The organism is Cryobacterium sp. Y11, assembly GCF_002929535.1.
GTDB lineage: Bacteria > Actinomycetota > Actinomycetes > Actinomycetales > Microbacteriaceae > Cryobacterium.
In genome coordinates, this window is sequence record NZ_PJJO01000053.1 from 79,583 (window position 1) to 95,213 (window position 15,631).

Annotated in this window: 16 protein-coding genes and 1 pseudogene; 4 read left to right on the forward strand and 13 right to left on the reverse strand. The window is 62.2% G+C overall.

What is annotated here, in order from left to right; translation table 11 throughout:
• Positions 1 to 128: 128 nt before the first annotated feature.
• From CXY75_RS06890 to CXY75_RS06935, 11 genes and pseudogenes are all read right to left on the reverse strand, one after another.
• On the reverse strand, positions 129 to 449 hold the full coding sequence (locus CXY75_RS06890; protein WP_146069393.1) for a hypothetical protein: 321 nt from the start codon (positions 447 to 449) through the stop codon (positions 129 to 131).
• Between the two features lie 19 nt (positions 450 to 468).
• Positions 469 to 903 carry a flagellar export chaperone FliS gene (gene fliS / locus CXY75_RS06895; RefSeq protein WP_104082165.1) on the reverse strand — a complete coding sequence of 145 codons (435 nt, stop codon included), beginning with the start codon at positions 901 to 903 and terminating at the stop codon, positions 469 to 471.
• Positions 904 to 908: 5 nt separating this feature from the next.
• Positions 909 to 2,252, reverse strand: coding sequence for a flagellar filament capping protein FliD (gene fliD, locus CXY75_RS06900; protein WP_104082090.1), 1,344 nt, complete (start codon positions 2,250 to 2,252; stop codon positions 909 to 911).
• A gap of 577 nt (positions 2,253 to 2,829) precedes the next feature.
• Positions 2,830 to 3,141, reverse strand: a complete 312-nt coding sequence (locus tag CXY75_RS06905) for a GIY-YIG nuclease family protein (protein WP_233201781.1) — start codon at positions 3,139 to 3,141, stop codon at positions 2,830 to 2,832.
• A gap of 676 nt (positions 3,142 to 3,817) precedes the next feature.
• On the reverse strand, positions 3,818 to 5,098 hold the full coding sequence (locus CXY75_RS06910; RefSeq protein WP_104082091.1) for a flagellin: 1,281 nt from the start codon (positions 5,096 to 5,098) through the stop codon (positions 3,818 to 3,820).
• A gap of 221 nt (positions 5,099 to 5,319) precedes the next feature.
• Positions 5,320 to 5,817: a flagellin gene (locus tag CXY75_RS20990; protein WP_369826693.1), complete on the reverse strand. Its 498-nt coding sequence runs from the start codon at positions 5,815 to 5,817 to the stop codon at positions 5,320 to 5,322.
• 105 nt (positions 5,818 to 5,922) lie between these two features.
• Positions 5,923 to 6,440, reverse strand: a pseudogene (locus tag CXY75_RS20465) (hypothetical protein).
• A 969-nt stretch (positions 6,441 to 7,409) separates the two neighbouring features.
• Positions 7,410 to 7,700: a nucleotidyltransferase domain-containing protein gene (locus tag CXY75_RS20725; protein WP_104082092.1), complete on the reverse strand. Its 291-nt coding sequence runs from the start codon at positions 7,698 to 7,700 to the stop codon at positions 7,410 to 7,412.
• A gap of 75 nt (positions 7,701 to 7,775) precedes the next feature.
• Complete coding sequence (locus CXY75_RS06925; RefSeq protein ID WP_104082093.1) at positions 7,776 to 8,441, reverse strand: maleylpyruvate isomerase family mycothiol-dependent enzyme; 666 nt, start codon at positions 8,439 to 8,441, stop codon at positions 7,776 to 7,778.
• A gap of 172 nt (positions 8,442 to 8,613) precedes the next feature.
• Positions 8,614 to 8,961: a flagellin gene (locus CXY75_RS06930; protein WP_104082094.1), complete on the reverse strand. Its 348-nt coding sequence runs from the start codon at positions 8,959 to 8,961 to the stop codon at positions 8,614 to 8,616.
• A gap of 98 nt (positions 8,962 to 9,059) precedes the next feature.
• Complete coding sequence (locus CXY75_RS06935; protein WP_104082095.1) at positions 9,060 to 9,896, reverse strand: sigma-70 family RNA polymerase sigma factor; 837 nt, start codon at positions 9,894 to 9,896, stop codon at positions 9,060 to 9,062.
• 354 nt (positions 9,897 to 10,250) lie between these two features.
• On the opposite strand from CXY75_RS06935, the gene CXY75_RS06940 reads away from it, so the two are divergent.
• From CXY75_RS06940 to CXY75_RS06955, 4 genes are read left to right on the forward strand one after another with little or no spacing between them, the layout of a single operon-like run.
• A complete protein-coding gene (locus CXY75_RS06940) occupies positions 10,251 to 10,748 on the forward strand; it encodes a flagellar protein FlgN (protein ID WP_104082096.1) in 498 nt (165 codons plus the stop codon).
• Positions 10,749 to 10,758: 10 nt separating this feature from the next.
• Entirely contained in the window at positions 10,759 to 12,195 is a 1,437-nt protein-coding gene (flgK, locus tag CXY75_RS06945) for a flagellar hook-associated protein FlgK (RefSeq protein ID WP_104082097.1), read from the forward strand.
• A 3-nt stretch (positions 12,196 to 12,198) separates the two neighbouring features.
• Positions 12,199 to 13,104, forward strand: coding sequence for a flagellar hook-associated protein FlgL (flgL, locus tag CXY75_RS06950; protein WP_104082098.1), 906 nt, complete (start codon positions 12,199 to 12,201; stop codon positions 13,102 to 13,104).
• 20 nt (positions 13,105 to 13,124) lie between these two features.
• Complete coding sequence (locus CXY75_RS06955) at positions 13,125 to 13,559, forward strand: flagellar assembly protein FliW (RefSeq protein WP_233201782.1); 435 nt, start codon at positions 13,125 to 13,127, stop codon at positions 13,557 to 13,559.
• Between the two features lie 195 nt (positions 13,560 to 13,754).
• On the opposite strand, the gene sufU is transcribed toward CXY75_RS06955, so the two are convergent.
• Together sufU and CXY75_RS06965 are read right to left on the reverse strand one after the other, a co-directional pair.
• Positions 13,755 to 14,288 (reverse strand): Fe-S cluster assembly sulfur transfer protein SufU, encoded by a 534-nt coding sequence (gene sufU, locus CXY75_RS06960; protein ID WP_104082100.1) that lies wholly within the window; start codon positions 14,286 to 14,288, stop codon positions 13,755 to 13,757.
• Positions 14,285 to 15,628 (reverse strand): aminotransferase class V-fold PLP-dependent enzyme, encoded by a 1,344-nt coding sequence (locus tag CXY75_RS06965; RefSeq protein ID WP_104082101.1) that lies wholly within the window; start codon positions 15,626 to 15,628, stop codon positions 14,285 to 14,287. The genes sufU and CXY75_RS06965 overlap by 4 nt, the downstream gene beginning before the upstream one ends.
• Between the last annotated feature and the right edge of the window lie 3 nt (positions 15,629 to 15,631).

A 15,631-nucleotide genomic window follows, 5' to 3' on the forward strand; every position in this document is an offset into this window, starting at 1 on the left:
AAAGACATAAACGGCCAATCCTTGGCCCGATTGTGAGCAATCCGTGCTCAACAGTACCTATCGGAGTCCCTAGTCACTTCGTTAGAAGTTCTGTGGAAACTTTTTAAAAATTGTTGCGATACAGCTATTCAGCCGGCGACGTCGAGATAAACGGATGCCCGCGCGTCGCGTTTCGGCGGCACCGCGCGCACCGCGGCAAGGTGCTTCGCGGTCACATTGCGTGCCGTTTCAAGCTCACCAATGAGCTTGTGCTGGTTGTGCACCAAATCCCGCACCCGCTCGGCGAACTCCGCCGGAATATTTCCGAGCCCCCGCGGAACCTGCCATGTGTCGTTGGCCGAGCTTGCCGAGACCGCCATCCCAGAAACGGACCCCGACCGCCCTACGTCGGTGACGCCCGTGATTGCCCGCGCCGCAGCATCCACTCGCAGCTCGAGATCTTCAAGCACAGCCTCCCACGCCGCGCGATTACCCAATGCCGAGCACTCCGCCCATACGAACCGCGGGCGCCGGCGCAGCCGGCAGCATGCCGGCCGCCTCATGCCAGGTCTGCCGCAGCGGTTCGAGCAGCGCGATGCACTCGCGAGTGCGCTCCGAATTGCGGCTCGTGTTCGCGCTCATCATGGCCGTCGACGCATACGTATATAAGGAGAACAGCCCCTCACCGCCGTCCCACGCGTCAACGTTGAGTGACGTGCTCAGCTCAGACACAATCGCCTGCGCGTGCAGGAGATTATCCGACGCGATCTGCCAGTCCTGACGCAGCTGCGCGGCCTCCGCCCGGTTCAGATCGAGCAGCAGGCGGTCGTACAGCATGGTCAGCAGACGCACCGGCGTCGCCGAGAGTACCGCGTCGCGGTTGTAGCGCGAGCGCTGGGCCTGGGTCGCTGCAGTCATTGTCATCGTCGTCACTTCGTCGAGCTGGTTAGTGAGCTCACCTGGGCGGTCAGCCACGCGGATTGTGCGTTCATATTGCTGAGCTGGACTTCCATGGCCGAGTACGTGCGTTCGAGGGTCGAGCGCCGCGAGGCCAGCCTCACATCCCAGCTATCGATCTGGGTGCCAAGGCTCTTCACGAGCGATTCCTGCCCGGTAATTCGCGACGTGATCCTGCCGTCGTACTTATCCGATGCGTTCTCGGCGACGGCCTCGACCCGTGCGGCAATCGTGGCGAGCACGCCCTTCACGTAGTCAGGGTCGGCGGCCATGGCCGTGGCAAACTTGGCCGAGTCGAATTCCATCGTGCCTGACTTCGTGATGCTGATGCCGATCTCCGACGGGGAACGCCCATCGATCGGCTGGCTGGCGGCATTCAAGATTTGCTGCTTCACGTCGCGCACGGTGCCGTCTCCGCTGAACACGCCGGCCGACAACACGGCTTTGCCACTCGAATCGGTGCTGTTCACGACGGCGCTCTTGGTCGAGATCAGCGCGAACACCCCGTTCAGGGCGCTCACCAAGTCGGACGCAATCGTGCTTACTGCGGCATCGTTGCGCGACACGCTGACGGTCACTGCTTCAGTCGAGACAGCGGATGTCGTCACCGACACTCCTGGAAGCAGGTCGCTGAAGGTGTTGGTCGCGCTCGTAATGGCCTGTTCGGCGGCAGTACCCGCCCAGAGCCGCACGGAGGCATCCTGTGCAGCTGTGATTTGCGTCATGCCGGGGGGTGTGATCGCCGCATCATAAGCAAACGAAAATGCACTCGACGCGCCGGTCGAGGTGGCGGTGAACTGCAGGCGATACAGCGCATTGCCGCCGCCATCGGTGCCGGCGGCAACCTTCACGGCCTTCACCCCGGCATCCGACGCGTTCACGGCAGTGACGACATCGTCGAGGCTCGCCGAGTCGGCAACGATGGCCGTCGCGACGCCCGCCGAATCTACGATGGAAAAATTCGATCCCGGCCACACCGAAACGGCACTAGAAACCGATACCTGCGCCTTTGCCAGCTGATCGACGACGATGTCGATCGACCCGGCGGTAGCGGATGCCCTAGCGGTAACGGACACCGCAGTCGAGCTGCTTTTCGCCGCGTACAGGTCGAGCGCATTGGTCGCCGTCGCTTTGCCGGCGAGGGTCGCGAGCGACGCAATCTGAGAATTCAACCCCTGCAGCGCTGTCATGAGCGTGTTTGTGCTGGTGACCTTGGCCCTGAGCTGGTTTTGTGGACCAGCTTCGAGGGTCATCAGGGAGTTGATGAGGGAGGTCGTGTCCAGCCCGCTGATGAGCCCATCGACTGCCATCGACATGGGGTGCCTCTCCTGGTACTCGGTGAATCAGTTAATACGGGGTCTGTATGGCGGCAGCGTTGGGCGAGGTCCAGTTCGCCGGTTCGCTGCCGCCATACAAGTTTGGGGATCAGCCTTAGTCGTGGACCGGCTGGGGGTGGGGCGGCATCGTGAACGCGGCGGCGGCATCCGCTCTGATCAGGGAAAGACCTCGGCCAAGGTTCGGCGAATGCCGTGCGCCTTGGCGGTCAGCGTGATTCGCCGCACTTTGTGTGTCTTCTTGCACGCTAATGATGAGTCCTCCATGAACAAATGATGCTGCACCGGCCCATCCATGGGCCAGCACCATAAGCTATCGACCGCGCACGCGCGCCGGTTAGAAAACGGCACAGAAATCTGGGCGTGAGACCGGCTCGCGGCGGCGCACGATGAGCGCGCCCGATATCGGTGCGCGCTACGGTAACCGGCGTAGTGCTCACCCAGATCGGGCGCCCTCATGAAGCGCCCGGCCAATTGCTCAGCTGTGACCCGCATCACGGGCTCTCCCCCGCCGTCGATCGAGCCTGCCAGAGATCTCCATCGACCAACGCGACCTGTCTCAGGTCGCCGCCGGGCCGCCCACATCCGGCGGCATCCGCTTGACCAGATCCACAATCCGCCCCTCCATCAAGGCGACCCGTTTCTTGCGGCCCCAGTTCTGCAGCTGCTTCTCGCGCCCGTAGGCATCAATCATCAGCTCGTACTCCTCGAAGTAGACGAGCACGACGGGTCGGCGGGCGGCCGTGTAACTGGCGCCGCCCTCTTCTTTTCCGTGATTGTGCTGCCAGATCCGCCGCTCCAGGCTCCACGTGCTGCCGATATAGAACGACCCGTCGAAGCACTTCACCATGTATGTATAGGGCATGGCCATCAGAGTGGCACTGTGCCCGCCGGCCCGTAAAAGTTATCCACAGGCCGGGCAGCGGATGCGAAATGGCTGGCTTCCCGAGACCGCTCACGTCAGTCCACGCGGGTCTCGGCAAGCTCGACCAACGGGATGGGGACGTTCCTGAGACCGGCACACGCCAGTCTCGCGCGGGTCTCGACAGCCCTCCCCCAACCGCTGATCGAGCTCGCCGAGATCTCCATCGCCCAACGCGAGGCATCTCGACGAACCAGCCATCACACTCAGAGATGGCGCCGTTCGCGACGTTGGCCAGCGCCAGTCCACGCGGGTCTCGGCGAGCTCGACCAACGGGATGGGGACGTTCCGAGACCGGCTCGCGTCAGTCGACGCGGGTCTCGGCGAGCTCGACCAACGGGACGGGGACGTTCCGAGACCGGCTCGCGCCAGTCCACGCGGGTCTCGACGAGCTCGACCAACGGGATGGGAGCGACTCGTAGGTCGCCCGCGACACTAAGCGACCTCCACCCCCACCGCTGATCGAGCTTGCCGAGATCTCCATCGACCAACGCGACCATGTCTACGAAACAGAGGTCATGACATGAAAATAGCCTGGCCACAGCCGAGGGGCGACGTCCAATTCGCTCCGCGGCTGCGGCCAGGCTCAGATCAAAATCGACCTGTTCGTTCGGTTGTGCTGGTGTTACTGAAGCAGCTGCAGCACTCCCTGGTTGCTCTGGTTCGCCTGCGCGAGCATAGCGGTTCCGGCCTGTGACAGGATGTTCGCACGGGTGTACTTGACCATTTCCTCGGCCATGTCGGTGTCGCGAATACGCGATCCGGCAGCGGTGAGGTTCTCCTTCGAGACGGCCAGGTTCTTGATGACGCTCTCGAACCGGTTCTGGTACGAACCGAGCTCGGCACGTGCCGTGGAGACGGCCGTGATCTGCTCGTCGATCGCAGTGATGGACGCCTGCGCCTCTGCCGCAGTGTTGAAGCCGAGTAGTACATCGTCGCGAACCATGACGGGACTGCCGGTGGTGCCAGCCGCTGCGGTCTCGATTTGAGCACCGGTCTGGAAGGCGACGGTAGTAATGAGGTCACTCCCGTTGCTTTCCGGATCTATCTCACGCCTCGCGATAACAAGCGTGGTAGCTCCTGTCGGCTCACCGTCCACGAGCACAGGTTCATTCGTCGCAGAGTACGTGCGACTAAAGTCCTCATTGGCATTGAGAGCAGCTGCCAGCTCTACGTCCGTCCTAGCGGTGCCGTCGAGAAAGACGTTAACGTCCTGGTTCCCTGTGGTGAACGTGATCTTGGCGTCCGCGGGCCCGGTACCGGCGTCATCCAGGTAGGAAGCATCATCCGCGATTGCAGTTCTGATTGTGCTCAGGTTTGCATCGGCGAGATCGAAGGACAGCGCCTCACCCACTGTCGTTCCAAATTTGAGCGCGTTAGCTACTTCTCCAATGTCGCTACTCTCAAGATCCACCGACATCTGGCTGGCGGAATTGCCGTCAGCACCGATCTGGAAGTTGAGGATGCTCGTACCTGCGGCATTGGGACCATCCAACAGCTTGGTGCCGTTGAAGTTGGTCGAGTCCTTGATGCGCACGAGTTCTTCGTGAAGGGCGGTGACCTCGGTACTGATCGCGTTACGGGACTGCGCACTGTTCGAGTCGTTACCGGCCTGAACAGCGAGGTCACGCATGCGCTGCAAGATCGAGGTGACCTCGTTGAGCGAACCTTCAGCGGTCTGGATGACGCTGATGGCGTCCTGAGCGTTGCGGCTGGCGACCGTGAGGCCACCGACCTGCGACTTCAGGCCTTCGGAAATTGCGAGACCAGCTGCGTCATCCGCTGCACGGTTGATGCGCAGGCCGCTGGAGAGCTTTTCCAGCGACTTGGACAGGTCGTTCTGCGTTGTTGCGAGGTTGCGGTACGCGTTGTTTGCCGCAATGTTGGTATTTACCTGCATGCCCATGATGAATCCTCCGTGATTGGGTCTAACTATCACCGGCCCATCCATGGGCCAGCACCCCAAGCTATCGGCGCGGGTGCAACAAAGGGTTAGAAGAAATCACGAAAAAGTTTGCGGCACGACGAATAAGCCCGGCGGCATCCGCTGCACGAATTTGCATTCATGAGCGGATGCCACCTTGCCTGGATCCGACTTCGATCCCGCTGGTGACGCCTCTTCAGGTGTTACTGGAGGAGCTGCAGCACTCCCTGGTTGCTCTGGTTCGCCTGCGCGAGCATGGCGGTTCCGGCCTGCGACAGGATATTCGCACGGGTGTACTTGACCATTTCCTCCGCCATGTCGGTGTCGCGAATACGCGAACCCGCAGCGGTGAGGTTCTCCTTGGAGACGTCCAGGTTCTTGATGACACTCTCGAAACGGTTCTGCTGCGCACCGAGGTCGGCACGTGAAGTTGAAACCGTGCCGATTTGGGCGGTTAGAGTCGCAATCTCGGCTGTAGCTCCAGCTGAAGACGAGAAGTCCAATGCGGACGTACCCGCAGCGGCAGGAACATCCGTTCCAGCGCCCGTTCCAGTTGTCGCGTGAGAAAGCGCCAGGTCAACCGTTCCCCCGACCAATGACTTGATGCTCATCTTGTTAGACGAGTCAACACTGGCATAGAGATTGTTCTTGAACTGATCGTCTGCATTCAATGCCGCGGCGAGCTGAGCAACAGTCTGCACGCCGCCTGCCGTGAATGACGCCGTCTTGATAGAGGTGAGCGTGTTGTCAGCATTTTTTATATTGAAAGACTGGACACCGGCAAGTGTTTTTGCAGTCGCATCAGTTCACGCGTTGTAGACCACGGAGGCCGGAGACTGTTTCAGGTTGGCCGCGACTGTTTCAATGTCTGCGAGACCGACGGAGATCGTGTCGTTCGCATTCGCTCCGACCTGAAAGCTTAGGGAGCCACCCTTGAGCAGGTCGTTATCGGTGAAATTCGTGGTATCAGCGATTCGAACGAGCTCTTCGGTCAGCGCCGTAGCTTCCGTCGTAATCGCCTCTCGTGAGGCCACGCTGTTCGAGTCGTTACCGGCCTGAACAGCCAAATCGCGCATGCGCTGCAAGATCGAGGTGACCTCGTTGAGCGAACCTTCAGCGGTCTGAATGACGCTGATGGCGTCCGAGAGTTTCGGCTGGCGACCGTGAGGCCACCGACCTGCGACTTGAGTCCTTCCGAAATTGCCAGACCAGCTGCGTCATCCGCGGCACGGTTGATGCGCAGGCCGCTGGATAGCTTTTCCAGCGACTTAGACAGTTCGTTCTGCGTTGTTGAGAGGTTGCGAGGTTGCGAGGTTGCGGTCAGAGTTGTTTGCCGCGATGTTTGTGTTGACCTGCATGCCCATGATGATTCCTCCGTGAGTGAGTGAGTGAGTGTTGTTAAACCGGCCCATCCATGGGCCGGTACCTACATCTACCGGCCGCCCCCCGAATGGGGGTAAGAAATCCGGCGATTTAATCTCATTAACTTTAATTTCTCCGTTCTCGCTCTGTCCAAGAGGCCCGTCCCGCGCTGGATCCGGCGGCACTTTCACCCGTTCAATCTCGATTCAACCGCGTTGTTACGCGGATGTCGCGGCTCACGCCGTCCACGCCGCCCCGCCTCCCCCAGCCCTTCGGCCCTAAAAACACGCCACCCCCGCTTGCGCGACAGCTCTACTCCCCCGCTGTCGCTCCAGTCAATGCGAAGTCCCCGAGTGGGTGTATTTGTTAAAAACCAGATCAAGACCATATTCTTGAATGAACCACGCGACACGCCGTAGAATTTTTTTTGCGTCGAATTCTTTGACCCCCATATCGAGGTTCAGTTGGTCTATGCCAGCAATCAGTAGAAATCGATGTTCAATGTAGCAACACGCCGTAGCCCCCGTTTTACGCACTTTTCCCTACACCCCATTTCGGGTTGCGCCGTGTCTAGCCCGACATCGACGTCGGAGGCGCTCGTCGGAGAGGGTGCGGCAGCATCCATTTAGGCGCGGCGGAGCTCATCGGGTCTCACGACTCGATGAAGAGCGTCACGGCACGCGTTTGGGAAGCCCGCACTGGTTTGCACACGTGCCGCGAGCTCAAACACGTGCCGCGACGGCACATCAGCCAACTACTGGCCAACTCCCGCGCTCGCTATGCAGAGAAGTCAGCCGCAGGCATCCGTTCCGGGGCTACCGCGCTCTATCAGGCCGGCACGGCCCTCTACTTACGCCTAGGGTCCGAGATGCTCGCTGCGCCAGATCTCACTCGGCCTGCAACGCCATAACAGCCTCGACGTCAGCGACGTTCACAGGGGAACGGTGTCGCGCAGAATGGGCCGGCCAACACGCGCCGCCTGGGCCTGGGCGAACACGGTTTCGTGAGCGATCACATCCACGTGGAGCCCTATCAACCGACTGAGGGCTTCGAAGAGACCGACCAGGTCGCGAGGATTTCCGTCATGAAAACAAACGAAGAGGTCTAAATCAGACGATGGCACGACTTCGCGTCGGGCCACGGAACCGAAGACCGCAGCTGCGGAAACACCGTAGGAAACAAAAACGGCACGGATAGCGTCTCGATCGCGGTCAAGCGACAGTTCGCGGCAGCACCATGCTCCTGGCGAAGCTCCTTTGCCGAGGAGACCGCATCGTGCCGCACCCTTGCAAGAATTCTAGAGCTGCCTCGCCAGCGACCCGCCGGGCCGGCCGAACAGGAACAACAGGTGCGACTCTGCTGTACCGAGAAGTTCGGGGCCGCGACCGATGGTCCAGTCAGCGTCCGTCGCCAACAGCGTGCGCACCCGCAGTACGGCTTTAATCTCGGTCGGTGCAATCAGGCTTCGGCGCAGGGCTACGGCGCCCACTGCCGTCGACGCGACCGGCAATGTCAGACCGAGCGGGCGCGCCAGGTCAATGCCATGTACGACTGCCTCGGTGAGCTCGGAGATACCGTGGCGCCCCTGACCGGCGGCTTTCTCCGCGGCGATCTGCCTGATCTGCGCGATGAGTTCTGCGGGGGGCGCTTCGGCTGCGGCACGGCTGAGCACATCGATGGCCCGGTTGGGGTCGATGAAGTGACCCAGGTAGGCGCGGGCCGCGGTGCTCACCAGCTTCCGGTTTGAGCTGCCGACCCGCCAGATAATGTGACCGGCGACATCCCGAACCCGCCATCCGGTGCAGAGGCTCGGCACCTCCCACTGCTCGGGAGCGAGCCCGGCGAGCAGGTCGGCGGTCGCCGTGAGCGTGGAGACCAGATATTCGCGCCAGTTCGAATTCACGCCGGATTCGTCACCGCGAGGGCGCTGACTGAGCGGGAGGTGCTTTGACAAATCGACCATGCCGTAAAGCCTAAATGTCCAGTCGCCTGAGGTGTCGCATATCGACCCTTTTCGTGCGCGGAACGATCGATCTGCGACCCCTCAGGGCGCGATGAGCCGAAAAACCCCAATCCCGCCGACTCAAGTCGACGGGGCAGGTACAACCCCGCAGCCGCTGGAGCAGCTGCGACGACTACTTACGTGCGGGCTGGAGCAGATGCAGCACGTCGGAGTTCGACTGGTTGGCCTGGGCCGACATGGCTATACCCGGCTGCGCGAGGATGTTCTCCTGCGTGTGCTTGCTCATCTGAGCCGCCATCTCGCCATCACGCAGCGGCGTACTGGCGGCGAGCTTGTTCTCAGTCGCGACCTTCTCTGTAGTCACGGTAGAGGCCTTACCGTTGAATTCGACGGTATCACCGGCACGATCCCGAACACCGCCAGAGAGTGCGACGGTGGGCTGAGCGAGCCCGCTTTGCGACGCTGCCAGGTTGCGCAGAGCCGTCGAAGCGGAGTTCGAAGTGTTGACCTGAATGCTCATGAGTTTGTCTTCCGTGAGATGTTATTATCACCCCGGCCCATCCGTGGGCCGGTGCTGTCTTGTGAAGTGGAGTTACGTATTGAACTGCTACTGCGGGGTCAGGACGCGATCCACGCGGCTTCGGGTACGTCAACCCCGATGAGTGGCCCTCGCACCGCGCGGGTCATCCCCACGGCTGCCAGGTCCGCCAGTCGAGCGAGATAAGCGCTGCGACGGGCTGGCGCGATGCGTGACTCCGGCTCATATACAGCCTCGGTATCATCGGCGTAATGTGTGCTTAGACCATCACGCAACAAGCGGATGGCCTCGGCTCGGGTTTGAGACACGGCCGAATGGGTGGTTCCCAGCTCTGCCGCAATCTCTTTCACCGATCGGTCGTCGAAGTAAACCTTCTCGACGATCTCGCGCATTTTCTCCGGCAGGGCCGCGATGGCAGCACGCAGGTACACCAAGCGCTCGTCGGAGAGCAGCGAAGCTTCGGGCATGGCCGTGTCAGCCACCAGAAATTCGGCGGTCGTGCCGTCAAGTGTCGAGAGCGTTCGAGCGGCGTCCGCCAGGCCCGCCGCAGCGGTCTCCCGATCGACGCCGAGTGCAGAGGCTATTTCTTCAACGTTGGGCGTGCGACCAAGAGCCGCTGATAGCGTGTCCTGCACCGAGAGAGTTTCTTTGATGCGACGACGAGCGGTGCGGGTGGCCCAGTCGTTGGAACGCATTTCGTCGGCGAACGCACCGATGATGCGACGACGGGCGAAGGCACCAAACGGAACCCCAAGATCGGGATTGAAGGCATCCGCTGACGTGATGAGGGCAACCGAGCCGGCCGAGGCCAAGTCGTCACGAGACAGGTGACGGGCCTTGGCCCACAACTCGGAAACGAGGTAACCGACCAGTGGAAGATTCTCGACGACGAGGACATTGCGGTCAGTCCTATTCACAAGCCGGCCCCCCAAAATATTCAACTATCTGTCTCAACGTGCCTGCTTGCGCGACGCACGTGATAGACCCCCACGGCCTGTTAAGTCGAATCTACCCTAAAAAAAGGGTAAATGGGTAGTACTTCTTTGCCCATCTGACGAATTTTCTGTCACTCGAAGTGGGGATTATCACCCATCGGGTCGTCTGGCCATGCTTTCAGGCGGCAGGTTTATAGCAAATTGTTGGTCTTGGCGGTGAATTCCGAAGTCTTTTCCTAACGCATTTGGGTGACCTGCCGAGAGTGGGAGTGAAGGAATCGATGCGGCTACGTGGGTGGCTGCCGGCCTGAACCGGTAAAGGTGGTTGGAGAACTGATGGGCGCCAATGAACTCTCAGCGTTGCTTTGGCGCGAACGCGAACTCCTAGAACTGCTGGTGTTCAAGCTCGAAGAGGAGCAACTGCTGCTGCAGGGTGGCAAGTCACGTTGGTTGCAGCACGCCACCCGAGAGGTCGAACAGGTCTTGAACCTGGTGCGCGAAGCCGGCCTCGGCCGTTCGGTCGAAGTAGCCGCCCTCGCGACCCAGTGGGGAACGCAAGAGGAGTCGACGCTGCGCGAGCTCGTCGCCAACGCCCCGACCGGCCCGTGGGGCGAAATCTTCGCCGCCCACCTCAAGGCCATGGGTGATCTCACAACGCAGATCAAAGAACTGCGCGACTCCAACGAACGCTTTATTCGTAACGCGGCCCGATCGACCCAAGAGACCATGGCCAGCGCGGGCGTCGGTACCAGTGTCGGAGCCAAGACCTACGACGCGAGCGGAGCGACCGGCGCCCCGGTGACGAACGCCCGCATCTTCGACCGAAACCTGTGAGAGGAATGCGATGAGCACCTTCAGCGGTCTGAACACGGCCTACTCGGGACTCGTCGCGGCCAGAAAAGGTCTCGACGTCGTCGGGCAGAACATCTCCAACGCCAACACCGTGGGCTACACGCGGCAGCGGGTGACCACATCGGCCGCCGGTAGCGTGGCCGAAACCGGCCAGCTCACCGGCGGCGCACGCGTGGGCCAGGGCGTCTCCGTCGACGGAATCGCCCGCCTCGGCAATGCTCAACTGGACGCCCACGTACGCAACTCAGCAGCGGCCGCCGGTTACACCGCGGTGCGCGCCAACTCACTGAGCACCCTGGAGACTTCGCTCAACGAACCAGGCGAGAACGGTATTTCCGCCAAGCTCGACAGTTTCTGGGCCGGCTGGCAGGAACTCTCCAACGGCTCCGACTCGGCCACTCCCGCAGCGCTGCTTCTCTCTACTGCCGGAGCACTCACCACCATGGTGGCCCAGGGCTACCAGGCCGTCAGCACCGAGTACTCCTCGGTGCGCGGCGACCTCGGAAGCATGGTGACCGAGCTCAACACCGCCGCCAGCCAGGTGGCCGCTCTGAACACGCAGATACGCACGACCCTCGCCACCGGCGGTAACGCCAACGAGCTGCTCGACCAGCGCGAACTGCTCACCACCACGATCTCGGCGCTCACCGGGGCATCCGTTGTCGCGCAGAGTGACGGCACCGTTAATGTGCTCATCGGCGGCAACGCACTCGTCAGTGGCGGCACGGCGAATGCACTCGCGGTGTCTGGCGGCTCGACTCTCGATGACGCCATGGCTGGCACCGAACTCACCCTGCAATGGGCGGATGCCTCGCGCACGACCCCCGTAACCATCGACGGCGGCGAGATGGCCGGCGCATTGACGCTGTTGGCACCCGGCGGCGACCTCACCCGAGCAGCGGATGCCTACAACCAGTTCACCGTGGACCTCGCAGGCAAGGTCAATGACATTTATACGACCGGCACGAATGCATCGGGTACGTTGTCGAACGCATTCTTCACCTTCGACGAGAACAACGCGGCGAGTACTTTGGCCGTTATTCCTCAAACCGGCTCGGACGTCAACGCTGGCAATATCGCCAACGGCGCCTACGACGGTTCCATCGCCGACACGATCGCCCAGCTCGGCGCCGGCCAGGCCGTTGATTCCACCGGAGACGCCGTCGTCTCCCCCAATGCAACCTGGTCAGACTTCGTCTCCAAGATCGCCGTCGCGACTCAGTCGCAGCTACAGCAGGCTAACCTGGCCAGCACAACGGCCACCTACGCCTCAAGCCAGCAGCTCGCCAACTCCTCCGTCGACCTCGACGAAGAGAACGTGAACCTGCTCATGTTCCAAACCGCTTACCAGGGCGCTGCCCGGGTCATGACAGCCGTGGACGAAATGCTCGATACTTTGATCAACCGCACCGGACTGGTAGGCAGGTAAATCATGATCACTCGTGTCACCGGCCAGACTCAGATGCGCGCGGCCCAGCGCAACCTGCAAGACAACATGGCGCAACTTTCCAAGCTGCAGGAACAGGCCAGCACCCTCAAGGGCATCAACCGATCGTCCGACGACCCAACCGCTGCGGCATCCGCTCTCGCGGTGCGGGCCGAGCAGGCTGCGACAGGCCAGTACAGCCGCAACGCCGACGACGGTGACAACTGGCTCACCACCATTGACTCCGCCCTGTCGGCCACCAGCGACATCATGAATCGCGTTCTCCAGCTCACGGTGCAGGGTTCCAACGGCGCCGTGAGCGCCACTGCGAAAGAATCCATCGCGGTCGAACTCGAAGGCTTGAAGGCCGAGCTGCTCACCCAAGCGAACACCACCTATGTCGGGCGCAGCGTCTTCGCTGGCAATTCGGATGCCGGAGCGGCGTTCCAAGACGACGGCCTCGGCGGCTATAGCTACACGGGCGGGGCGGGTACCGTGGAACGCCGAATCAGCGCCGATACCACTGTGCAAGTGGATGCCGACGGTGCCACCATTTTCGGTGGGAGCGCCGGGGCATCCGTTTTCGACCTGCTCGACAAAGTCGTCGCCAGCCTGCGCGATACCTCGGGTGCTGAGCCGTCAATCGGTAGCCACCTCACGGATATCGACACCCGGATGAGCACAATGACGAGCCAGTGGGCCACCACTGGTGCCCGGCAGACGCAGATCGAACGTGCACAAGAGACCCTGCTGAGCAAGACCGGCGCGCTCGAAACCCAACGAATCGGACTCGAAGACGTCGACCTCACCCAGATCGTGCTCGAACTGCAATTGCAACAGGTTTCTTACCAATCCGCCCTCGCTGTCACCGCCAAGGTATTGCAGCCCACACTGATGGACTTTCTCCGATGAGCTCTTCTTCGATGCCCCCTGTGTCACCCAGCACGGTGTCACCGAGCACAGTGTCGCCGAGCGCTGCGCTGGTAAGCCCGCTGCTGAGTTTCCTCACCCCGCCACCAGGCCTCGACCCGCACACCGACTTTCGGCTCAGCGAAATCGAGGGTGCCTCGGGGTTGTACTCCCTTCAAGCCGCCGCCGAACCCGAGACGCGAATGTTCGTGCTTGACGCCGGCGTCTACCTGCCCGACTACGCCCCGGTACTCTCGACCGAGCAGTCCGATGCGCTGGCGATCGTGGTGCCCGCCGATGCGATCGTGCTCGTCGTGGTCAACCCAGGCGAAGAGGCGACCACGGTTAACCTTATGGCTCCGATCGTCGTCAATACCATCACGGGCGTCTGCGCCCAGTTCATTCTCGACGGCCAGGACTGGCCCCTGCGCGGCGAGCTCGGAGCCCTAGCCGCCTAAGACACTACGCTCGCGCTCAGCTTTCTTTTCGAGCTGTCACCCCTCAGCTCCTCACCTTCGCGAGCTGCCACCGCCACATCCGACCTTCGCGATATGCCACCTTTGGCCTCTCACCGGGTGCGAGCTGCGAACCTGCGCTTCTCACCTTCGCGAGATGCCACCCTCAGAGTCCCATCTCGCGGGCAGCGCGGGAAACTACTGCGACTCAGCTTCGATCAGAGCAGCCTCGAAGGCTACCCAGGGCAGCATGGCGCACTTGACTCTGGCCGGGTAGCGCGAGACTCCCCCAAAGGCTGCGGCGTCGCCGAGAATCTCTTCGTCGGGCTCGATCTTGCCACGGGAGCGCAGCATCTCGCGAAAGTTTTCGAGCAGAGCGCGAGCCTCGGTGACACTGAGGCCGCGCAGCGTATCTGTCAAAATCGAAGCGGATGCCTGCGAGATCGAGCAGCCCTCCCCGGCCCAGACCAGATCGGACACCGCGGTATCCGGTGAAGCGCCAGCGGTCGAGTCAGGGGTATCCGTCTCGGGAGAAGCACCAGCACCGAGCGAGACGCGCAACGTCACCTCGTCGCCGCAGGTCGTGTTGATCTGGTGCGATTCGGCCACGCGCAGGCCGCTCGCGGCGCCGCGGGATACGGCGTCCGTCAGCGGCGCGAGGTCGACGGCTCCGTGCCTAGCTTTAGAGTGCTCCAGAATGATGGTCTGGTAGAGAGTCTGCAGGTCGCTCATCGCTTGACTCCCCCGTTCACGCCGAAGAACGGAGCAACCTCGGCGAGGGTGGCCAGAAACAAGTCGACCTCGTCGGTTGTGTTGTAGAGGTACGTGCTGGCCCGAGTTGACGCGGTCACGCCGAGTCTGCGGTGCAGGGGCTGGGCGCAGTGGTGGCCGACGCGAACGGCGATGCCGGCATCGTCGAGAAACTGGCCGACATCGTGGGCGTGCACGCCGGCGACGTCGACGGCGGCGAGTCCCAGGCGCTCCACGCCGAGTCCGGGGCCAAGCAGGCGTACGCCGTCAATCTCCGCAAGGCCGGTGACCAGGCGCTGGCCGAGCTGGGCCTCCCACGCTGCGACCCGATCCATGCCGGTCTCCCGCAGATAGTCGACGGCCGCGGCCAGCGCGATGGCCTGTGAGATGCGCTGGGTACCGGCTTCGAAGCGCTGCGGCGGCGCCAGGAATTCGGCGTGAGTCATATCAACGGTCGTGATCATCGAGCCGCCGGTCAAAAACGGTGGCATGCCGGCGAGCAGCTCGGCCTTGCCGTAGAGCGCACCGATGCCGGTCGGTCCGAGCATCTTATGGCCAGAGAAGGCGGCGAAGTCCACATCGAGGGCCTTCAGATCCACGGGCAGGTGCGGCACGGTCTGGCACGCGTCGAGCACGACGAGCGCGCCCACCTTGCGGGCCAGGGCCACGAGTTCGGCCACCGGGTTGATCGTGCCGGTGACGTTCGAGCCATGCGTGAAGGCGAGCAGTCTCGTGTGGGGGCCGACAACATTCGCTGCGGCGAGCAGGTCGAGGGTGCCGTCATCGAGTACCGGAATGAAGCGCAGCGTGGCGCCGGTGCGCAGCGCGAGTTGCTGCCAGGGGATGAGGTTGGCGTGGTGTTCCATTTCGGTAACCACGATCTCGTCGCCGGTACCGAGACTGAACTGGCGGGCGGCCAGGCCGCCGAGGCCGAGCGAGGCGTTGGAGAAGCTATAGGTCAGCAGGTTGATGGCCTCGGTGGCGTTGGAGGTCCAGACGATCTCGTCGGCCTGCGCGCCGACGAACGCGGCCACCGTCTCGCGGGCCGCTTCGAACACCTCGGTTGCCTCGACAGCGAGCGTGTGCGCGCCCCGGTGCACGGCGGCGTTGCGCTGCTCGTAGTATTCCTGCTCCGCTTCCAGCACGCTGATCGGGTTCTGCGAGGTTGCGCCGGAGTCGAGATAGGTGAGCGGATGCCCGTTCACGCTTTGGTGCAGCACCGGAAAGTCGTTGCGAATGCGTTCAACATCGATGTTGGTCAGCGGGACCGATTCCTGGTGCAGCGCAGTGGAGCTTGCGGACGATGGAGCGAGAGACGTCATACC